Origin of the sequence: Streptomyces sp. NPDC001406 (assembly GCF_042895285.1) — a bacterium.
Taxonomy (GTDB): Bacteria; Actinomycetota; Actinomycetes; order Streptomycetales; family Streptomycetaceae; genus Streptomyces.
Genome location: NZ_JBIAWG010000002.1, coordinates 342,189 through 364,094 on the forward strand (window position 1 = coordinate 342,189; position 21,906 = coordinate 364,094).

Annotated in this window: 11 protein-coding genes and 1 pseudogene; 7 read left to right on the forward strand and 5 right to left on the reverse strand. The window is 68.9% G+C overall.

What is annotated here, in order from left to right; genetic code table 11:
• Positions 1-70: 70 nt before the first annotated feature.
• The gene (locus ACFY1J_RS05675) at positions 71-1,600 is read right to left on the reverse strand and encodes a helix-turn-helix domain-containing protein (RefSeq protein WP_390707437.1); all 1,530 of its coding nucleotides are present in this window, start codon (positions 1,598-1,600) and stop codon (positions 71-73) included.
• Between the two features lie 377 nt (positions 1,601-1,977).
• On the opposite strand from ACFY1J_RS05675, the gene acnA reads away from it, so the two are divergent.
• The gene (acnA, locus tag ACFY1J_RS05680; protein WP_390707436.1) at positions 1,978-4,695 is read left to right on the forward strand and encodes an aconitate hydratase AcnA; all 2,718 of its coding nucleotides are present in this window, start codon (positions 1,978-1,980) and stop codon (positions 4,693-4,695) included.
• A gap of 202 nt (positions 4,696-4,897) precedes the next feature.
• Complete coding sequence (locus ACFY1J_RS05685; RefSeq protein ID WP_390730734.1) at positions 4,898-6,379, forward strand: ATP-binding protein; 1,482 nt, start codon at positions 4,898-4,900, stop codon at positions 6,377-6,379.
• Positions 6,380-6,450: 71 nt separating this feature from the next.
• On the opposite strand, the gene ACFY1J_RS05690 is transcribed toward ACFY1J_RS05685, so the two are convergent.
• Positions 6,451-9,171, reverse strand: coding sequence for a SpoIIE family protein phosphatase (locus tag ACFY1J_RS05690; protein ID WP_390707435.1), 2,721 nt, complete (start codon positions 9,169-9,171; stop codon positions 6,451-6,453).
• Positions 9,172-9,531: 360 nt separating this feature from the next.
• Positions 9,532-9,945 carry an IS200/IS605 family transposase gene (tnpA, locus tag ACFY1J_RS05695; RefSeq protein ID WP_390707434.1) on the reverse strand — a complete coding sequence of 138 codons (414 nt, stop codon included), beginning with the start codon at positions 9,943-9,945 and terminating at the stop codon, positions 9,532-9,534.
• Positions 9,946-9,988: 43 nt separating this feature from the next.
• On the opposite strand from tnpA, the pseudogene ACFY1J_RS05700 reads away from it, so the two are divergent.
• Positions 9,989-10,120: pseudogene (locus ACFY1J_RS05700) on the forward strand (cellulose binding domain-containing protein); the annotation flags it as partial.
• A 318-nt stretch (positions 10,121-10,438) separates the two neighbouring features.
• Entirely contained in the window at positions 10,439-13,705 is a 3,267-nt protein-coding gene (locus tag ACFY1J_RS05705; protein WP_390730735.1) for a GH92 family glycosyl hydrolase, read from the forward strand.
• A gap of 73 nt (positions 13,706-13,778) precedes the next feature.
• Here the strand turns inward: ACFY1J_RS05705 and ACFY1J_RS05710 are convergent, their stop codons facing one another.
• Together ACFY1J_RS05710 and ACFY1J_RS05715 are read right to left on the reverse strand one after the other, a co-directional pair.
• Positions 13,779-14,162, reverse strand: coding sequence for a hypothetical protein (locus tag ACFY1J_RS05710; RefSeq protein ID WP_390707432.1), 384 nt, complete (start codon positions 14,160-14,162; stop codon positions 13,779-13,781).
• Positions 14,163-14,189: 27 nt separating this feature from the next.
• Entirely contained in the window at positions 14,190-17,933 is a 3,744-nt protein-coding gene (locus ACFY1J_RS05715) for a GH92 family glycosyl hydrolase (protein WP_390730840.1), read from the reverse strand.
• Between the two features lie 402 nt (positions 17,934-18,335).
• On the opposite strand from ACFY1J_RS05715, the gene ngcE reads away from it, so the two are divergent.
• From ngcE to ACFY1J_RS05730, 3 genes are all read left to right on the forward strand, one after another.
• Entirely contained in the window at positions 18,336-19,781 is a 1,446-nt protein-coding gene (ngcE, locus tag ACFY1J_RS05720; RefSeq protein WP_390707431.1) for an N-acetylglucosamine/diacetylchitobiose ABC transporter substrate-binding protein, read from the forward strand.
• 65 nt (positions 19,782-19,846) lie between these two features.
• Complete coding sequence (locus ACFY1J_RS05725) at positions 19,847-20,782, forward strand: sugar ABC transporter permease (protein ID WP_316752706.1); 936 nt, start codon at positions 19,847-19,849, stop codon at positions 20,780-20,782.
• A 17-nt stretch (positions 20,783-20,799) separates the two neighbouring features.
• Positions 20,800-21,723 carry a carbohydrate ABC transporter permease gene (locus ACFY1J_RS05730; RefSeq protein WP_390730736.1) on the forward strand — a complete coding sequence of 308 codons (924 nt, stop codon included), beginning with the start codon at positions 20,800-20,802 and terminating at the stop codon, positions 21,721-21,723.
• The last annotated feature ends 183 nt before the right edge of the window (positions 21,724-21,906 follow it).

Consider the following 21,906-nt stretch of genomic DNA (forward strand, 5'->3'; position numbering starts at 1 on the left):
ACCCGACCGAACGGACCGGCCCGGCGGAGCGATGCTCCGCCGGGCCGGTCCGTCGTTCCGATCCGGGACGTCAGATGTCCCGGAAGATCTCGATCTGCGCCCCGATCGAGTTGAGCCGCTCCGCGAGGTCCTCGTAACCCCGGTTGATGACATACACGTTGCGCAGCACGGAGGTGCCCTCCGCCGCCATCATCGCCAGCAGGACGACCACCGCGGGCCGCAGCGCGGGCGGGCACATCATCTCGGCGGCGCGCCAGCGGGTCGGGCCCTCGACCAGCACGCGGTGCGGGTCGAGGAGCTGGAGCCGGCCGCCGAGGCGGTTGAGGTCCGTCAGATAGATGGCCCGGTTGTCGTAGACCCAGTCGTGGATCAGCGTCTTGCCCTGGGCGACCGCCGCGATGGCCGCGAAGAACGGGACGTTGTCGATGTTCAGGCCCGGGAACGGCATCGGGTGGATCTTGTCGATCGGCGCCTCCAGCTTGGAGGGCCGCACGGTCAGGTCCACCAGTCGGGTGCGGCCGTTGTCGGCGACGTACTCCGGGGTGCGGTCGTGGTCGAGGCCCATCTCCTCCAGGACCGCCAGCTCGATCTCCAGGAACTCGATCGGCACCCGGCGCACCGTCAGCTCGGACTCCGTGACGACCGCGGCGGCCAGCAGGCTCATCGCCTCGACCGGGTCCTCGGAGGGGGAGTAGTCGACGTCGGCGTCGATGTCCGGCACACCGTGCACGGTGAGGGTCGTCGTGCCGATGCCCTCGACCTTGACGCCCAGCACCTCCAGGAAGAAGCAGAGGTCCTGGACCATGTAGTTGGAGGACGCGTTGCGGATGACGGTGACGCCGTCGTGCCGGGCGGCGGCCAGCAGCGCGTTCTCGGTCACGGTGTCGCCGCGCTCGGTCAGCACGATGGGCCGGTCGGGCCGTACGGAACGGTCCACCTGGGCGTGGTACTGGCCCTCGGTGGCGGCGATGTCGAGCCCGAAGCGGCGCAGCGCGATCATGTGCGGCTCGATGGTCCGCGTGCCGAGGTCGCAGCCGCCGGCGTACGGCAGCTTGAACCCGTCCATACGGTGCAGCAGCGGGCCGAGGAACATGATGATGGAGCGGGTGCGCACGGCCGCGTCGGAGTCGATGGCGTCCATGTCGAGTTCGGCCGGCGGCACGATCTCCAGGTCGACGCCGTCGTTGATCCAGCGGGTCCGCACGCCGATCGAGTTGAGCACCTCCAGCAGGCGGTACACCTCCTCGATCCGGGCGACCCGACGCAGCACCGTGCGGCCCTTGTTGAGCAGGGTCGCGCACAGCAGGGCCACGCAGGCGTTCTTGCTGGTCTTCACATCGATGGCCCCGGACAGCCGGCGGCCGCCGACCACTCGCAGATGCATCGGGCCCGCGTAGCCCAACGAGACGATCTCACTGTCCAGGGCTTCACCGATTCGAGCGATCATCTCAAGGCTGATGTTTTGGTTGCCGCGCTCGATGCGATTGACAGCGCTCTGACTTGTGCCGAGCGCTTCCGCGAGCTGCGCTTGTGTCCAGCCACGGTGTTGCCGGGCGTCACGGATGAGCTTGCCGATGCGTACGAGGTAGTCGTCTGCCATGAGGCTGAGGCTATCTCAGATATGAGATGGCGCCTGTTGAGGGGTCCATTCGGGTGATGAGGTGTCAGTGTACTTCTTGATGAAGGGGATTCATCAGGTCATATCGCACAGGAGTCTTGCGTACTGATTTGCGAAGAACATCCCGTGTGGGCCGTGTGGGCCATGCCACTGAATATCGGGGCGGTGGATTCGGTCCGGGCATGACCATTCGGCCCCTGTGTACTAGAGTTATCTCGACATCGAGATATCTGGCGAGGAGCACCGCAGCCGCCACCCTGGTAAGGGTTACCTAACTTAGCCTTACCTTAGCGGATTGGCCCAGATGCCGTGGCGGCAGGATCGTGGTGAGTACGCGCACATCAATGAAGGAGACTGTCGTGTCGGCGAACAGCTTCGACGCCCGCAGCACGCTGCAGGTGGGCGACGAGTCGTACGAGATCTTCCGGCTGGACAAGGTGGAGGGCTCGGCCCGGCTGCCGTACAGCCTCAAGGTCCTGCTGGAGAACCTGCTCCGCACGGAGGACGGCGCGAACATCACCGCCGACCACATCCGCGCTCTCGGCAACTGGGACTCGCAGGCCCAGCCCAGCCAGGAGATCCAGTTCACGCCGGCCCGCGTGATCATGCAGGACTTCACCGGTGTCCCCTGTGTCGTGGACCTCGCGACCATGCGTGAGGCCGTCGCGGCGCTCGGCGGCGACCCGGCGAAGATCAACCCGCTCTCCCCGGCCGAGATGGTCATCGACCACTCCGTCATCGCCGACAAGTTCGGCACCAGCGACGCCTTCAAGCAGAACGTCGACCTGGAGTACGGCCGCAACCGCGAGCGCTACCAGTTCCTGCGCTGGGGCCAGACCGCGTTCGACGACTTCAAGGTCGTCCCGCCGGGCACCGGCATCGTCCACCAGGTGAACATCGAGCACCTCGCGCGGACCGTCATGGTTCGGGGCGGGCAGGCCTACCCGGACACCCTGGTCGGCACCGACTCGCACACCACCATGGTCAACGGCCTCGGTGTCCTCGGCTGGGGCGTCGGCGGCATCGAGGCCGAGGCCGCCATGCTCGGCCAGCCGGTCTCCATGCTCATCCCGCGCGTCGTCGGCTTCAAGCTGACCGGTGAGCTGCGGCCGGGCACGACGGCCACGGACCTCGTGCTCACCATCACCGAGATGCTCCGCAAGCACGGTGTCGTCGGCAAGTTCGTCGAGTTCTACGGCGAGGGCGTGGCCGCCACCTCGCTCGCCAACCGCGCCACCATCGGCAACATGTCGCCGGAGTTCGGCTCCACCGCCGCGATCTTCCCGATCGACGGCGAGACCCTGAGCTACCTGCGCCTGACCGGCCGCTCCGACCAGCAGGTCGCGCTCGTCGAGGCGTACGCCAAGGAGCAGGGCCTCTGGCTGGACCCGCAGGCCGAGCCCGACTTCTCCGAGAAGCTCGAACTGGACCTGTCGACGGTCGTCCCGTCCATCGCCGGCCCGAAGCGCCCGCAGGACCGTATCGTCCTCGCCAACGCCGCCGAGCAGTTCAAGACCGACGTCCTGAACTACGTCACCACCGCCGACGAGGCGGGTGAGGAGTCCTTCCCGGCCTCCGACTCCCCGGCCGTCCACCCGAACGGCGCGCCGTCCAACCCGGTCCAGGTCACCGCCCCCGACGGCACGACCTACACGATCGACCACGGTGCGGTGACGGTCGCGGCCATCACCTCCTGCACCAACACCTCGAACCCGTACGTCATGGTCGCCGCCGCGCTCGTCGCGAAGAAGGCCGTGGAGAAGGGCCTGACCCGCAAGCCGTGGGTCAAGACCACCCTCGCCCCGGGCTCGAAGGTCGTCACCGACTACTTCGACAAGGCCGGTCTGACCCCGTACCTCGACAAGGTCGGCTTCAACCTGGTCGGTTACGGCTGCACCACCTGCATCGGCAACTCCGGCCCGCTGCCGGAGGAGGTCTCCAAGGCCGTCAACGACCACGACCTCGCGGTCACCTCGGTCCTCTCCGGCAACCGGAACTTCGAGGGCCGTATCAACCCCGACGTCAAGATGAACTACCTGGCCTCCCCGCCGCTGGTCGTCGCCTACGCCATCGCGGGCTCCATGAAGGTGGACATCACCAGGGATGCCCTCGGCACCGACCAGGACGGCAAGCCGGTCTACCTGACCGACATCTGGCCGACCGAGGCCGAGGTCAACGACGTCGTGGCGAACGCCATCGGCGAGGACATGTTCAACAAGTCCTACGCGGACGTCTTCGCGGGCGACGCCCAGTGGCAGTCCCTGCCGATCCCGACCGGCAACACCTTCGAGTGGGACGCCGAGTCGACCTACGTCCGCAAGCCCCCGTACTTCGAGGGCATGGAGATGGAGCCGGCCCCGGTCAGCGACATCGCCGGTGCCCGCGTGCTCGCCAAGCTGGGCGACTCGGTCACCACCGACCACATCTCCCCGGCCGGCGCCATCAAGGCCGACACCCCGGCCGGCAAGTACCTCACCGAGCACGGTGTGGAGCGTCGTGACTTCAACTCCTACGGCTCCCGCCGTGGCAACCACGAGGTCATGATCCGCGGTACGTTCGCCAACATCCGCCTGCGCAACCAGATCGCGCCGGGCACCGAGGGCGGCTACACCCGCGACTTCACCCAGGCGGACGCGCCGGTGTCGTTCATCTACGACGCCTCGCGCAACTACATCGAGCAGGGCATCCCGCTGGTCGTCCTGGCCGGCAAGGAGTACGGCTCCGGCTCGTCCCGCGACTGGGCCGCCAAGGGCACCGCGCTGCTCGGCGTCAAGGCCGTCATCGCCGAGTCCTACGAGCGCATCCACCGCTCGAACCTCATCGGCATGGGCGTCCTGCCGCTGCAGTTCCCGGAGGGCGCCTCCGCCGAGTCCCTCGGTCTGACCGGTGAGGAGACCTTCTCCTTCTCCGGCGTCACCGAGCTGAACAGCGGCACCACCCCGCGCACGGTCAAGGTCACCACCGACACCGGTGTCGAGTTCGACGCGGTCGTCCGCATCGACACCCCCGGTGAGGCCGACTACTACCGCAACGGCGGCATCATGCAGTACGTCCTGCGCAACCTGATCCGCAAGTAAGCGGCAGCGCACGGCGGAACAGGGCCGCATCCCCGGTGACGGGGGTGCGGCCCTTCGCCATGTCCGGGCCGGGTACGGCGAAGGGCCGCATAGAGGTCAGCACGAAGGCAGCACGAAGGCAGCACGAAGGCAGTGCGAAGGTCATCACCCACGCTCAGACGGAACACAGGCTTCCCCCAGCGAACCGGGACAGGATCGGTACATGAGCCGCCGCCCGTGGGCCCGCTCGCTGCGCACACGCCTCCTGGTCCTCGTCACCGCCACCCTCGTGTGCGTGTGCGCCGCGCTCGCCCTCACCACCGTCCTCGCCCAACGCGCCTATCTCATGGGCAACCTGGACGACCGGGTCAGCGACGCCGCCGAGCGCAGCGTGGGCGGCGCCGCGCTGCACCCCGAACTCCCCGCCGACCTCGCCTTCCTCGGCGAGGGCGGCCACACCGAGGGCCTGCTCGCCGCCCGGCTCGACGCAGCCGGGCACCTCGTCTCCGCCGCGGTCGTCACCCGGGACGCGGCCCCCCGTACCCTCGGCTCCGCCCAGCGCGCCGCCCTCACCGGCATCCGCCCCGACGGCTCGCTGCACACCCGGACGGTGCCCGGACTCGGCACCTACCGGGTCACCGCCCTCGACGCGAGCGGCATCCGCGTGCTCACCGGCCTGCCCATGGACGACGTCCGGGCCACGCTCGGCACACTGGTCGAGATCGAGGCGGTCGTCGGCGCCGCCGGACTGGCCCTCGCGGGCGCAGTCTGCGCGGTCGTCATCCGGCGCCAGCTCCGCCCGCTCGGCCGGGTCGCCGCCACCGCCGTCGAGGTCTCCCGGGTACCGCTCGGCCACGGCCGGGTCAGCGGGCTGCCCCGGGTCCCCGAGCGCGACACCGACCCAGGCAGCGAGGCCGGGCAGGTCGGTGCCGCCCTCAACCGGATGATCGACCACGTCGAGGCCTCGCTCGCCGAACGGCGGCGCGGTGAGGAACGCATGCGCCGGTTCGTCGCCGATGCCAGTCACGAACTGCGCACCCCGCTCGCCTCCATCGCCGGGTACGCCGAGCTGATGAACCGTGTCGCCCCCGACCTCGCCTGGAGCCGGGTCCTCGCCGAGTCGGCGCGCATGACGGAACTGGTCGAGGACCTGCTGCTGCTCGCCCGCCTCGACGAGGGCAGCCCGCTGCACAGCACCGAGGTGGACCTCGCCGCGCTGGTCGCCGAGGCGGTGTGGGACGCACGGGCCGCGGGCGCGGGCCATGTCTGGCAACTCGGCCTCTCCCCGGACACCCCCGCACTGGTCAGGGGCGACGAGGCCCGCCTCCGACAAGTGGTGGCCAAGCTGTTGGCCAACGCGCGTGTGCACACACCTGTTGGCACGACGGTGACCGCCTCCGTCCGGTCCACTCCCACCCAGCACGTCATCCGCGTCCACGACGACGGCCCCGGCATCCCGCCGGAGCTCGTTCCGTCCGTCTTCGAGCGTTTCACCAGGGCGGACACTTCCCGCACCCGGGCCGGGGCGGTGGAAGGCGGATCGGGGCTGGGGCTGGCGATCGCGGCGGCCGTCACGGCGGCGCACGGGGGGCGTATCGACGTGCGGAGCGAGCCCGGCCGCACGGAGTTCACGGTCGTGCTCCCGTCGGCCGGCGACTCGGGGGCGGACGCGCCGACGTGCCGGCCCAGGGCCTCACTGCGGTGAGCACCGGCCCGGATCACGGTCCCGCGTCACGCTCTCGTTGCTCGCCGCTCGCCGCGCTCGCCGGTCGTGGGTCAGTCCGGGAAGAGGTCCTCCGGGATGTCCAGCAGACCGACCTCGTCGAGGTCCGGTGGGGCCAGTTCGGCCCAGATCACCTTGCCCTGCGGGGTGTACCGGGTGCCCCAGCGCTCGGCCATCTGGGAGACCAGGAACAGGCCGCGGCCACCCTCGTCGGTCGTCGCGGCGTACCGCAGATGCGGCGACGTGCTGCTGCCGTCGGACACCTCGCAGGTCAGCGTGCGGTCCTGGATCAGGCGTACATGGATCGGCTCGGAGCCGTAGCGAATGGCGTTGGTGATCAGCTCGCTCAGGACGAGTTCCATGCCGAAGCCCAGCTCGGACAGGTCCCACTCGTCCAGTTTCTCGGAGACGGCGCTGCGCATCCCCGACACGGCGGCCGGATCGCGCGGCACGTCCCAGTCGGCGACCTGGTCGGACGGCAGTGCCCGGGTGCGTGCGATGAGCAGGGCGACGTCGTCCTTGGGGCGCCCGGGCAGCAGCTCCTCCACCACCGCCCGGCAGCTCTCGTCGGGAGACCGGTCGGGGTGGCCCGCCAATGCCTGGCGCAGCAGCTCCATGCCCACGTCCAGATCGCGCGCACGGTCCTCGATGAGGCCGTCGGTGTACAGGACCAGCTGGGTGCCCTCCGCGATGTCCACCTCGGCCGTCTGGAAGGGCATGCCGCCCAGGCCGAGCGGGGGTCCGGCGGGCAGGTCGGGGAAGGTGACGGTGCCGTCGGGGTGGACCAGCGCGGGTGCCAGGTGTCCCGCGCGTGCCATGGCGCAGCGGCGGCTCACGGGGTCGTAGATCGCGTACAGGCAGGTGGCGCCCACGACCTCCAAGGCTTCCGCGCACGCCTCGTCCTGGTCGATGCGGCCGACCAGGTCGTCCAGGTGGCTCAGCAGCTCGTCCGGCGGCAGGTCCAGCGTGGAGAAGTTGTGCACCGCGGTCCGCAGCCGCCCCATCGTCGCGGCGGCGTGCAGACCGTGCCCGACGACGTCGCCGACGGCCAGCGCCACCCGGTTCCCCGGCAGCGGGATCACATCGAACCAGTCGCCGCTCACGCCCGACTGGGCGGGGATGTAGCGGTAGCCGACCTGCAGGGCGCTCAGCTCGGGCAGGGCCCGCGGCAGCAGGCTGCGCTGGAGCGTGACCGCCAGGGCGTGCTCGCGGGTGTAGCGGCGGGCGTTGTCGATGTTCACCGCGGCACGGGCGACCAGCTCCTCCGCCAGCGACAGCTCCTCCTCGTCGAAGGGTTCGTGCCGCTTGGAGCGCCAGAAGTAGGCCATGCCCAGCACCACGCCGCGGGCCTGGATCGGCGCGGAGATGAGCGAGTGGATGCCGTACGCGACGATCTCCCGCGCGCGCTCCGGGTCCTGTGCGCGCCAGTCCGGCGCGTCCGACAGGTTCGTCACCAGCTCGGAGCGGCCGGTGTCATAGCCGCGTGCCTGGGGTGTGGAGGGCACGAGGTCGATCAGCCGGCCCTTTTCGTAGAGCGGATGGTCGTCCCGGATGCCGCACACGGCGACCCGCCGCATGTCGGTCGCCGCGGGGGCCGGTTCCTCGCCGTGGATGACGGCGTCCGCGAGGTCCACGGTGACGAAGTCGGCGAAGCGGGGGACGGCGACCTGTGCCAGCTCGTCGGCGGTCTGGAGCACGTCGAGGCTGGTGCCGATGCTGAGTCCCGCGTCGTACAGCAGCTTGAGCCGCTCCCGGGCGAGCTCCGCGCGGCCGGACACCGCCTGGAGCTCGGTGGAGTCGCGGAGCGTCACCACGGTTCCCCTGGGGCCGCCGTCGCGGTCCGTGGGCCGCTGGTTGACCGCGAGCAGCCGCTCCCCGGCGAAGTGCACCTCGTCGGTGGCCTCGCGCCCGGAGACGAGCAGGTCCACCATGTCGGGTTCGAGGTCGGACAGCTCCCACACGTGCCACCCCTCCGCGTCCGGGGCCAGCTCAAGGAGCCGTCTCGCCTCGTCGTTGGCGAGGAGCAGCCGCCCGTCCTCACCGACGATCAGCACTCCTTCCCGTACGGAGTGCAGCACCGTGTCGTGGTGCTCGTACATGCGGGTCATCTCGTCCGGCGCCAGGCTGTGGGTCTGCCGCTGCAGCCGCCGGCCCACCAGCGCCGTCCCGCCGGCCGCCACCACGAGCGCACCGGTTCCGGCGGCGAGGATGATCGGCAGCTGCCGGTTCACCTCGCTGGTCACGTTCTTGACCTTCATGCCCGCGGACACGAGGGCGACCACCTTGCCGTCGGCGTTCTCGATGGGCACGGTCGCCTGCACCTCATGGCCCAGCGGGCCGTGGACGCTCTCGGTGTAGACCTTGCCTTCCAGCGACGGCTCGATCCGTCCCACGAACCGATGGCCGATCCGGTCCGGCAGGGGATGGGTGTAGCGGATGCCCTTGGTGTCCATGACCACGATGAAGTCGACGCCCGCCGACTTACGTCCCGCCTCGGTCAGCGGCTGGAGCACCTTCGACGGTTTCTTGGTCTTCAGCGCCTCCAGGACGCCCGGGGAGTGCGCGAAGGTCTGCGCGACGGCCACGGAGCGGCGCTTGGCCTCCGTGCTGGTGTCCCGCTCCGACTGCAGGACGAGGGCGAAGACGGCACCGACCACCAGCAACGCGACCAGCGTCAGCTGCAGTACAAAGACCTGCCCGGCGACGCTGCGCGGGCTCTTGCCGGCAAGCGAGCGCCAGGAGAAGCGTCGAAACCGGGCGAATCGGTCCGCCATGCGACATTTGTAGCACCGGCGATTCCCCCTGGCTATGGCCCGGTCCAATGTACGGACAGCGTCATCCCCTTCACGGGCGCCGCTGCCGCCCCTTTTTCACAGAAAGCCCCTTTTCTCACCAGAATTTCTTACCGGAAACTTGCCTTGCCTCCTGGGGGGTCACCCGCCCCTGCGTATCGGGCGTTTACAGCTGTCGCAGTCCGCGCTACTTTCGCAGGAGAGTGGGGTGGGAGCGCTCCCACCCGGTGGACCGGAACCCGCCGTGCGGGCCGCTCCCGCCCCACGCGCCCCTCGGCGCGCATCCGCACACCTTCGGCACGGCCTTCGACCGTCCACATGATGAAGGTGGAACTGTCATGCCTACGACAACACTGAGCGGTCCCTGAATCGCGGGGCGTCCGCGATTACCGCACTCGGCCTCTTGCGGCAGGGCCAGACTGCTCTGGCCTCGGCTGAGTGGCGGACGTGGGCGTCGAACTCCTTGCGCAGCAGCCGGGCGGAGAGGCCCTTGAGGGAGTTGACCAGCTTGGGCAGCCGGACCTTGGGCGGGTGGTGCGCGAGTAGGTGCACGCGGCCCTCTTCGCCGTTGAACTGCTTCAGTTCGGCCTCGAAGTCCTCGCCGACCTCTCGCATGATCTCTTCGCAGCACATCGGCATCTCACCGGTCATGGCCCTGCGCCGGTACTTGGTGACCAGCGCCAAGTGGGCATGCAGGTTGTAGACGACATGACGGCCGGTGCGCGCATCGGGATTTGGATTCCAGCCTGGTGTCATGAGCCAAACCCGTCGGCAAGGCCGGGCGGCACGTCATCTACGCGGGCAGGACGTGATGGTCCACAACACCGACTGGAACGGCTCGCTGAGTCAGGGTCAGAGCGCGACGTTCGGCTACGTCGTCCAGGGCTCCGGCGGTGACAGTGCGACGACTCTGCCCTGCCGGGTCGGCTGAGTCGCTCTGGGCGGACCCGGTGGCGGTGCACACCGGGTCCGCGAGCCGGGCGGGCGAGGGGGGTGCGGCCCGCCCGGGTGGAGCGTGGCTTGTGTCGACGCCGCGATGGCGACAACGTTGTCTATCAGATCTGTGCATGACTCTACCGCCCCAACCGACAACGATGTCAAGCGAGTTGGGATCACCCACCAGAGTGATCCCGGGGCGCGTCGGCAGTGGTGCACGCGGTCTTCCGTGGTACTGCCGACGCGCGTTACTGTCCCTGCGGCTTGTGCGACCTGTGATGCGCGACCCGTCCGAAGGAGGAGGGGCCGCGTCATGCGTTTTCGTCCCACGTCACTGCTGCTCGCCGCGGTACTCGCGGTGGGCGGCGGCACCCCCGCCCTGGCGGCGACCGCCGAACCGCCCGATCTCGTCAAGGACCCCACCGCATACGTCGATCCGTTGATCGGCACCAAGAACGGCGGCAATGTCTTCCCCGGTGCCGTCGTGCCGTTCGGCATGCTCTCCTGGAGCCCCGAGAACACCAGGGGCGACGCCATGCGCACCGCCGCACCCGGCGGTTACCAGTACGACGCCACCCGGATTCGCGGCTTCAGCCTCACCCATATGTCCGGCACGGGCTGTGCGGGCGGCAGCGGGGACATCCCGCTCTTCCCGTACGCGGGCAAGGTCACCTCGTCCCCGGCGAGCGACACCAAGGACGCCGTCTACGCCTCCGACTTCAGCCACACCGACGAGAGAGCCGAACCCGGCCACTACAAGGTGGGTCTCGCCTCCGGCGTCACCGCCGACCTCACCGCGACCGCGCGCACCGGCTCGGCCCGCTTCACCTTCCCGGCGGACAAGCCGGCCTCGCTGCTCGTCCGCACCGCCAACTCCGAGGTGGGGTCGGCCGATTCGACGGTCACGATCGACCCGGCGACCCGCACCGTCTCCGGCTCCGTCACCTCCGGCGACTTCTGCGGCTACCTGGATCCGGAGGGCCAACGCGCCTACTACACCCTCTACTTCACCGCCCGTTTCGACCGCGCCTTCACATCCACCGGCACCTGGCAGGACGACCGGCTGGAGCCGGGAGCCACGACGGCCTCCGGCGGCACGGGCGGCTTCGCCGAGGGCGGGCGGCCCGTCGCGGGCAAGGGCGCGGGCGCGTACGTCGAGTTCGCGCCCGGAATCGGGCCGGTGAACGTCAAGGTCGGTATCTCGTACGTGAGCCGGGCGGGCGCCGAGGCGAACCTCGCGGCCGAGAACCCGTCGTACCGCTCCTTCGACTCGGTCGAGGCCGCGGCCCGGCAGGCCTGGCGCCACCGGCTGGGCGCCATACGGGTCGGCGGCGGCACGGACACGGACCGCACCACCTTCTACACCGCCCTCTACCACTCCCTGCTGCACCCGAACGTGATCAGCGACGCCGACCGCAGATACCGGGGCAGCGACGACGAGGTGCACCGGGTGGGCCGCGGTCACCGGGCCCAGTACGGCACGTTCTCCGGCTGGGACGTCTACCGCGACCAGGTGCAACTGCTCACCCTCCTCGACCCGCGCACCGGCTCGGACATCGCCCAGTCGCTGTACGAACTCGCCCGGCAGAACGGCGGCATCTGGGACCGCTGGCTGCACGGCGCGAGCGGCACACACGTCATGAACGGCGACCCGTCGCCCACCGCCCTGGCCGGTATCCACGCGTTCGGCGGTACCCGCTTCGACCTGCGGGGCGCGCTGGACTCACTGGTGAAGGCGGCGACCGTACCGACCGACAAGGACCTGTCGGCCGCGGGCAAGCCGGTGCTGTCGGTCGGGCAGCGCCCCTCCCTGGACAAGTACCTCTCCCACCACTACATGCCGTCCGTGTCCAACGCCTGGGGCGGCGCGGCCGAGACCCTGGAGATGTCCACCGCCGACTTCTCGCTCTCCGGGCTCGCCGCGGCGGCGGGGGAGAAGGACACGGCGGCGGCCTTCGCCCGGCGCGCCCAGTGGTGGCAGAACAACTTCAACATCGCCGCGGACCCCACCGGCGGCTACATCGCCAACCGCAAGGCCGACGGCAGCTGGGTCACCGGCTTCACCCCGGACACCGGCAACGGGTTCGTCGAGGGCACGGCCGCCCAGTACACCTGGATGGTCCAGCACAACCCGGCCGGCCTGTTCGCGGTGATGGGCGGCACGGACAAGGCGCTGGCCCGGCTCGACGACTTCTTCCACAACGCGGACGGCAGCTGGGCCTTCACCGGCAGCGGCGGCGCCAAGTCCGAGCTGGACAACGAGCCGTCCCTCAACGTCCCCTACCTCTACGACTACGCGGGTGCCCCGTACAAGACGCAGGAGACGGTCCGCGCGGCGATGAGGCAGCTCTGGTCGACGCGGCCCGGCGGCATCCCCGGCAACGACGACCTCGGCGCCATGTCCTCCTGGTACGTCTTCTCCGCGCTCGGCATGTACCCGCAGGTCCCCTCCCGCGCCGAACTCGTCCTCGCGTCACCGCTGTTCGAGCGCGTCGAGATCGACCGTCCGCAGGGGAACGACATCTCGATCCGCGCGAAAGGAGCGGCCGCCGACGCGCCGTACATCCAGTCCCTGAAGGTCGACGGCCGTACCAGTGACCGGCCTTGGCTCCCTGCCTCCTTCGTGCGTGACGGCGGCCGCCTGGACTACACGCTCTCCGCCGCCCCGAACCGGGCCTGGGGTGCCTCCACCCCGCCCCCGTCGTTCCGGGAGGGCGAGCAGCCGTACCAGATCGGCGTCGGCCCGACCGCGGCGACCGTCGCCCCCGGCGGCAGCACGAAGCTCGGCATCCACGCCCTGTCGCTGAGCGGCGGCACCGGCCCCGAGGTCCGCTTCCGCGTCGAGACCCCGGACGGCATCACGGCCACGCCCGCCGAGGGCACGGTCACCGACGGCTCGCAGGAGATCACCCTCTCCGCGGCCGACAGCGCCCGCCAGGGCTTCTACGACGTCAAGGTCACAGTGACCTCGGGCGACACCTCCTACGGGCAGCCGGTCGCGCTGACCGTGGCCGCCCCCGGCACCCTCCTCGCCGCCTACAACAACACCGGCGTCTCGGACGACGAGGGCGATCACGACGAGGCCGACTACGACGGCGGCGGCTGGAGCTACTCCCGCCAGGCCCTCGCTGCGGCGGGTCTGACCCCCGGCGGGCAGGGGACGGTGGGCGGGCTCACCTTCACCTGGCCGAACTCGCCCACCGGCCGCCAGGACAACGCCGCCGCGGCCGGCCAGAGCGTCGAACTGCCCACCCCGGCCGCCAAGTTGTCCTTCATCGGCAGCGGGGTCAACGGAAACCAGCAGAAGAAGGCGACCGTCACCTACACCGACGGCAGCACCGAGGCCGTCGACCTCTCCTTCACCGACTGGACCGTCGGCGGAGGCGGCGGAACCGTCCAGTACGGCAACGAGGTCGTCGCCAAGAGCGCGTACCGCAATGTCGCGGGCGCGGACAAGGACCCGGTGGCGACGTACGTCTTCGCGACGAAGCCGTTCGAGGCGCCGTCCGGGAAGACCATCAGGAGCGTGAAGCTCCCGGACGACACGGATCTGCACGTGTTCACCCTCGCGGTGGGCTGAGCATCCCGTCGGCCGCCCCGGCGCACGAGGCCGCCCCCGGTTCTTTCGGGGGCGGCCTCTTCTCACGCTCTTCTCACGGCACGACGACCCGGACCTCATCGGGCTTGGGGAACGGCATCATCTCCCAGCCAAGCGGCCAGCCACCGTCGAGCACCTCACCGGGCTCGGACTCCAGCAGCCGCGGCACACGCCGGTGCCACCAGCCGAAGCCCCGCTCCCCCTCCCGGCCGGGCCAGGGGACGGTCGCGGCACGGAACTGTTCGTCGATCCGGTCGAGCAAGGGCTTTTGGGCGGTGCGGATCTCCGCGGGCAGCACCGGCCAGAGCCGGGCCAGCCGGGTGCGGCACCAGATGTCGTGGCCGAACTCCGGCGCGCACCATCCATAGCCCTCGTCCAGTCCGCGGACGACGGCGGCCCATGCAGCGAGGAGCCGGTGGGCTTCCTGCGTCTCCTGCATGGGCCGACTGTCTCACGGTGGAACGGGTCAGGCCAGCAGCTCCACCTCCGCCAGCGTCGCCTCGCCGTCCAGGACCAGGCGGTACTTCGCGTACGAGATTGGTGCGGTGACCGTGAAGGCCCGGGTCTGCCGGTCCCAGGCGAACGACTCTCCCGTGCGCCGGTCCAGGGTCTGCCAGGTCGTGCCGTCCGCCGAGCCCTGCAGCGTCCAGCCGGCCGGTGCCTTGCTGCGGTCCGCGGAGGACGTCAGCGTGTACTGGACGGCCTTGGCGGCGCCGCCCACCGGCAGGTCCACCGAGGTGACCGTGGCGTCCGTCGCCGACGTGTTGTCGAACAGGGCGCCGTCGCCCTTCAGCACGTCCGCGCGCGGCGTCGGGACCTTGTCGCCCCGGGTGATGGAGACCGGGGCCGCGTTCTTGCCGGTGCCCCAGGCCGAGGGCTTGGCGCCCATGCGGAAGTCCAGCACCCCGCCCTTGGCGAGCAGCGAGTGGGGGAGCGAAGTCGACGTCCAGGGGTGGCCGTTGACGGTCAGGCCCTGTACGTACACGTTCTTCGCGCTGTTCCTCGGTGCCCTGATCACCAGGTCCCGGCCGTTCTCCAGGTGCACGGTCGCTTTCGTGAACAGCGGGGAGCCGATGGCGTACTCACCGCTGCCCATGACCAGCGGGTAGAAGCCGAGCGAGGAGAACAGGTACCAGGCCGACTGCTCGCCGTTGTCCTCGTCGCCGTGGTAGCCCTGCCCGATCTCGCTGCCGGTGTAGAGGCGGGAGAGCGCCTCGCGGACGTGCTGCTGCGCCTTCCAGGGCTCGCCGGCCGCGTCGTACATGTAGATCACATGGTGCGCGACCTGGTTGGAGTGGCCGTACATGCCCATCCGCACGTCCCGTGCCTCGGTCATCTCGTGGATGACGCCGCCGTAGGAGCCGACGAAGTCGGGGGAGGCGGTCTCCGGGGTGGAGAAGTACTCGTCGAGCTTGTCGCCCAGGGCGCCGCGGCCGCCGTAGAGGTTGGCGAGGCCCCGGCTGTCCTGCGGGGCGGTGAAGGCATAGCCCCAGCCGTTGGTCTCCGTGTAGTCGTAGCCCCACACCCGCGCGTCGTACTTCGACGAGTCCAGGCGCCAGTTCCCCTTGGCGTCACGGCCCTGGAAGAAGCCCGCCTTGGAGTCGAAGAGGTCGACGTAGTCCTGGGCGCGGTTGAGGAAGTACTCGGACTCGTCCTTGTAGTGCTTCTCCTTGGTCTTCTCGTAGAGGGCCTCGCCCATCTTCGCGATGCCGTAGTCGTTGACGTAACCCTCCATCGCCCACGACAGGCCCTCGTGCGTGTCGGTGCTGGTGTAGCCGAGGAAGGGCGAGGTGCTCATGCCCTTGCGGCCCACGCCCGAGGCCGGCGGGACGACGGTGGCGTTCTTCAGGGCCGCGTCGTACGCCGCCTTCGCGTCGAAGCGGACGCCCTTGACGTATGCGTCCGCGAACGCGACGTCGGAGGAGGTGCCGGTCATCAGGTCGGCGTAGCCGGGGGAGGACCAGCGGGAGGTCCAGCCGCCGTCCTTGTACTGCTGCACGAACCCGTCGACCATGTCACCGGCCTGACTGGGTGTCAGGAACGAATAGGCGGGCCAGGTCGTCCGATAGGTGTCCCAGAAGCCGTTGTTGACGTACACCCTGCCGTCCACGATCTTCGCGCCGGTGTGCGTCGGCGTGTCCGGGCCCGGCATGGGGGAGAACGGGGAGGCGTACTGGTCCTTGCCGGCCACCTTCTCGAAGCCGGAGTTGGGGTACAGATGCAGCCGGTACATGCTGGAGTACAGCGTGGTCAGCTGGTCCGGGGTGGCACCCTCGACCTCGACCTTGCCGAGCAGCCGGTCCCAGGTCCGCTGGGCGCGTGCCTTCACCGTGTCGAAGGAGGTGCCGTCGGGGATCTCCTGGCGCAGATTGTCCTTCGCCTGGTCGATGCTGATCAGCGAGGTCGCCAGGCGCAGGGTGACGGTGCGGTCCGCGCCCGCGTCGAACCTCAGATAGCCCTTGACACCGCTGGAGCCGCCGTCCGTCACCGGCTTGTCGAACTGCCCGTACACGAAGAGCCGGGTCGCTCCCGTGGACAGGCCCGACTTCACGTCGGAGTAGCCGGTGACGATCCCGTGGTCCTTGTCGAGGGTGAGGCCCGCCTGCTCGGTCACGTTGTCGAAGAGCACGCTCGCGTCGTCGCCGGGGTAGCTGAAGCGCAGCGCGGCGGCGTGGTCGGTCGGGGTCATCTCGGCCCTGAGCCCGTTCTCGAACCGTACGCCGTAGTAGTACGGCCGTGCCGTCTCGTTCTCGTGCCGGAAGGCCAGTGCCCGTGCCGTGCGGCCGGTGTCCGGGGTGCCGGCGGCGGCCGACGGCATCAGCTGGAAGGTCTGCCGGTCGCCCATCCAGGGGCTGGGCTCATGACTGGCACTGAACGCCTGGATGGTCGGCAGGTTGGCGTCGTTGTCGGCGCGCGCGTACTCGTAGAGCCAGCTCAGCGAGGACGCGTTGGTCACCGGCGTCCAGAAGTTGAAGCCGTGCGGCAGGGCGGTGGCCGGGAAGGTGTTGCCGCGCGAGAAGCTGCCGCTGGAGTTGGTGCCGCGGGTGGTCAGCGCGTAGTCGGACAGATGCGCCCTGGGCGGCTCCGGGGCGATGGGTCGCAGAGCCACGTCGTCGATCCAGCCGCGGAACTTGGCGGGACCGTCCGGGGAGTCGTAGGCCAGCAGGATCCGGTCGACCGTCCTGCCCGCGGCGACCGAGCCGATGCGCGAGGCCACGTTGTTCCACTGGTTCACGTACAGTGCCTTGGCCGCGCCCTGCCCCCGCGGGGAGAGCGGGAAGCCGTGCTGGTCCCTCGCGCCGAGGCCGCTCAGATAGGTGCCGTCGGTGAAGGCCAGGTCGACGGAGACGTTCGTGGCGTCGTAGTCGCGGTCGCCGTCGGCCATCGACGGGAAGATCCGGTACGCCAGCTGTGTGTCCCGGCCGACCTTCACGTTCACGTCGAAGACCTTGTTGTACGAGTACGCGTGGCCGGCCCCCGTGTGCCGCCCGGCGTACCGCAGGGCCCGGGTGCCGGTGAAGCCGGCGCGGGCCTTGGCGGTCGGCGAGCCGCTCGGGCCGCGGTCGACGAGGGAGAGCATGTCCTGCGGGACCGGGCCGGTGCTGCCGCCCGTCGAGAACTGGACATCGGCGAGCTGCACGATGTCCGAGGCGCCGTTGTTCTTCGTGATGTCGAGCCGGAAGTGCCGGTACTCGGCCGGCTGGGCGAGGTCGTACGACTTGGTCTGGAAGCGTTCGGAGAAGGCCTCGCCGGAGCGGGTGTCGAGGGTCTTCCAGTCCTTGCCGTCCGTGGAGCCCTTAAGGGTCCAGTCCTTCGGGTCGCGCTCGTCGTAGTCATTGGCCGACGTGAGCGCGTACGTCATGAGTTCGATGGGTTTGTCCAGGTCGAACTCGACCCAGCCGGTGGGCTCGAAGGCCAGCCACTTCGTGCCCGGTTCGCCGTCGACGAGGTTCTCCTTCACCTCGCCCGCGCCCGAGTTCTCGGCGCTCGCCCGTACATCGGTGACATGGTCGGTCACATTGCCCGGGATGCCGGTGCTGTAGCCGCCGTCGACGCCCGAGGCGCGCTTGCTCCCGTCCGGCTCCGTGTCGACGGTGTTCAGCCAGTCCGGCGCCGGGTCATCAGCTTCGAACGAGGATGCGAACTCCCGGTCGGCGGCGGGCGTCTGGGCGGGCCGGGCGACCGCGGCTCCCTGCGAGGCCACCGCCATGGCGAAGGCGGCCGTGAGCACGGCCGCCGTACCGAATCTGTGCCGAGTTCTCCGCTGCAACAAAACGGGTTCCCTCCCTGCGCGGGCTTCAGACAACGTTGTCAAATTCGTGCGCAGGATCCAGTAGGTGGCCAAGTGGCCGTTGATGTCAAGGGTTTTGGGTGTGGCATTCAGGGGCCTATGTCGCGGACTTTTCCGGCGGCGCGGTCACAGGTGGCTCATATTTCCGTGAGGTCTCAACTCGGAAAAGACCCATGGCCAACCTTGCGTTCGATCTTGCTCCGTCGGCCGGAAGTGGACTATACCTGTCGGCGTTTCCTGCACGACCCAGCGCTACCCGACCGCGGTGCCGGGGAGGATCCGGTTCACCGCCTGAGTCCTGGAGAAGGCGAGGACTTGAGCATGGGATCCCAATCCGCAGCGAACCACGGTGCCGAGGGTGTAGGCCGCCGTGATCTGATCAAGCGGTCCGCCGCACTCGGTCTGCTCACCATTCCGACGGCGGGCTTCCTGTCCGCCTGCGCGAGCGGCGGCGGCGACAGTTCCAACGACGGCGGTGACCAGGGCAAGACGTCCAAGTCGAACCCGTTCGGCGTGAAGAAGGGCGGCAAGCTCGACGTCGTCATCTTCAAGGGCGGTTACGGCGACGACTACGCCAAGGCGTGGGAGTCGGACTACCAGAAGAAGCTCGGCATCACCTCCACCCACACCGGCACCCAGGAGATCACGGGCAAGCTCCAGCCGCGCTTCAACGCCGGCAACCCGCCGGACATCGTGGACGACTCCGGCGCCCAGCAGATCAAGGTCGACGTCCTCTACAAGAACGGCCAGCTGCTCGACCTCGCCGCGGTGCTCGACGCCCCGTCGGTCGACGACCCGGCCAAGAAGGTCCGGGACATGATCATCCCCGGCACCCTGGACGCGGGCATGCAGGAGGGCAAGATCGTCGCCCTCAACTACATCTACACCGTGTGGGGTCTGTGGTACTCCGGCAAGCTCTTCAAGGAGAAGGGCTGGGAGGAGCCCAAGACCTGGGCCGACTTCCTCACCATCTGTCAGGACGCCAAGAAGCAGGGCATCGGCGGCCTGGCCCACCAGGGCAAGTACCCGTACTACATCAACGTCGCCATCATGGACCTGATCGCCAAGACCGGCGGTCTGGACGCGATGAAGGCGATCGACAACCTCGACCCCAAGGCGTTCGTCGGCTCGGACGCGGCCAAGGCCGGTGTCGAGGCGATCTACGAGGTCGTCGAGAAGGGCCTGCTGATGCCCGGTACCAACGGCCTGACCCACACCGAGTCCCAGACCCGCTGGAACCAGTACAAGGCCGCCTTCATCACCTGCGGCTCCTGGCTGGAGAACGAGCAGCTCAAGCAGACGCCCGCGGACTTCGACATGAAGTTCATGCCGATGCCGCTGCTGCCCGGCAGCAAGCTGCCGTTCGAGGCGATCCGGGCCGGCTCCGGTGAGCCCTTCATCATCCCGGCGAAGGCGAAGAACCTGCCCGGGGCGAAGGAGTTCATGCGGCACATGCTCTCCAAGGAGTGGTCGACGCTGTTCGCCAAGGAGGCCAACTCGCTCACCATCCTCAAGGACGGCGTCGACCCCAGCGTCAAGCTCCGGCCGGGCACCCAGTCCACGGTCGAGGCGTCCAAGGCGGCCGGTGACAACACCTTCCGGTACCTCTACACGGAGTGGTACAGCGAGATGGGTGCCGCCATCGAGGCCGCGTCCAACGAGCTGATGGCCAAGCGCATCCAGCCGAAGGAGTGGCTGAAGCGGTGCCAGGCCGCGGTCGACAAGCAGGCGAAGGACCCGGCCTCCAAGAAGAACCACCGGGACTGACCGCACGCCGTATCCCGGGCCGGAGCGATCCGGCCCGGGGGAGGACACCAGGGGCAGGAAGGCCAATGCGCAAAGGGCAGTACAGATTCGTCGCGGGATTTCTCTTCGTGCCCGTGGCGCTTTATGTGATCTTCGTGATCTGGCCGTACATCCAGACGTTCGGCTATTCGCTGACCGACTGGAAGGGCCAGTCGCAGACCTTCAAGTTCGTCGGACTGGACAACTACAAGGCGCTGTTCCAGGACGACGTCTTCATGCAGGCCATCTGGCACAACATCCTGTTCCTGATCTTCATCCCGGTGATCACCATTCTGCTCGCCCTGTTCTTCGCCTTCATGGTGAACGCGGGCGGCCGCAGCAGGGCGGGCGGAGTGCAGGGCGTCGCCGGATCCCGGTTCTACAAAATCGTCTACTTCTTCCCCCAGGTGCTGTCGCTGGCGATCGTCGCGGTGCTGTTCAACGCGGTGTACCGCAGCGACGGCGGCGGCCTTCTCAACGGCTTCCTGATCAAACTCGGACTGGTCGACACCGACAATCCGGTGGAATGGCTCAACGAGCCCAACCTGGTGCTGTGGATGCTGATCGCCGCCGTGGTCTGGCACGGCGTCGGCTTCTATCTGGTGCTGTTCTCGGCCGCCATGCAGTCCATTCCGAAGGACATCTACGAGGCCGCCCTCATCGACGGCGCGGGCCGCAACCAGTCCTTCTTCCGCATCACCCTGCCCCTGCTGTGGGACACCGTGCAGACCGCGTGGGTCTATCTGGGTATCGTCGCCATGGACATGTTCGTCCTGGTTTCCTCCATGACCCAGAACATGGGCGCGTACGGCGGCGGCCCCGATCACCACAGCGACGTGATGTCGACGGTGATGATGCGCAACTTCCAATACTTCGGGAAGAGCGGCTACGCCTGCGCCATGGGCGTGGTCATGCTGGTGCTCACCCTGGTCCTGTCCGTGGTCATGCTGCGCGCCACCCGCCGCGAGCGCGTCGAGTTCTGAGCGGGAGATACGACGACATGAGCGCACCTTCGAAGGAGACCGAGGCCGTTCCCGCCGAGCGGCCCGTCGACAAGGTTTCCGCACGTCCCGGCGAGCAGCGCGGCGAGGGCATCGTCCTGAACGTCTTCTCGCACGGCTTCCTCGCCCTGTGGGCCCTGCTGATCGTGCTGCCGCTGCTCTGGCTGGTGATCAGCTCCTTCAAGACCGACGCGCAGATCGGCGGCTCGGCCTTCGGCTGGCCGCACAACTGGTCCTTCGACGTCTTCCACCGCGCCTGGAACAAGGGCATCGGCGACTACTTCCTGAACACGGTCATCGTGCTGGTGTTCAGCGTGCCGCTGACGATGCTCTTCGGCTCGATGGCCGCGTACGTCCTGGCCCGCTACCAGTTCTGGGGCAACCGGCTCCTCTACTACTTCTTCGTCGCCGGCGCGATGTTCCCGGTGTTCCTCGCCCTGGTCCCGCTGTTCTTCATGGTCAAACGGCTGGACATGCTGAACACCTACCAGGGCCTGATCCTGGTCTACATCGCCTACTCGATGCCGTTCACCGTGTTCTTCATGCACGCCTTCTTCCGGACCCTGCCCACGGCGGTCTTCGAGGCGGCGATCCTGGACGGCGCCTCGCACACCCGGACCTTCTTCCAGGTGATGCTTCCGATGGCGAAGCCGGGCCTGATCAGCGTCGGGATCTTCAACACTTTGGGCCAGTGGAATCAGTTCATCCTGCCGACGGTCCTCATGCAGCCGCAGAGCGGCTCGGACCCCGAGCGCTATGTCCTCACCCAGGGCCTCATCCAGCTCCAGCAACAGCAGGGATACGCATCTGACCTGCCCGTTCTCTTCGCGGGCGTGACGATCGCCATGATCCCGATGCTGGTCGTGTACCTCTCCTTCCAGCGTCAGGTGCAGGCCGGACTGACCTCGGCGACCCTGAAGTAGTGCCTGTTCACAGGCGCTCGGCGTAGCGCTTCGAAACGGTCCGTACGCGCGCCGTTCCCGGGTTCGGGGGCGGCGCGCGGTCGTGTGGGCAAGACCCCGGAAACAGTTCAACCTCTTGACGGGAGCCGACCCGAACGGCTCAGCTTAGAGTTCACTAGTTGGACATAGACGGGACCTCGCCGA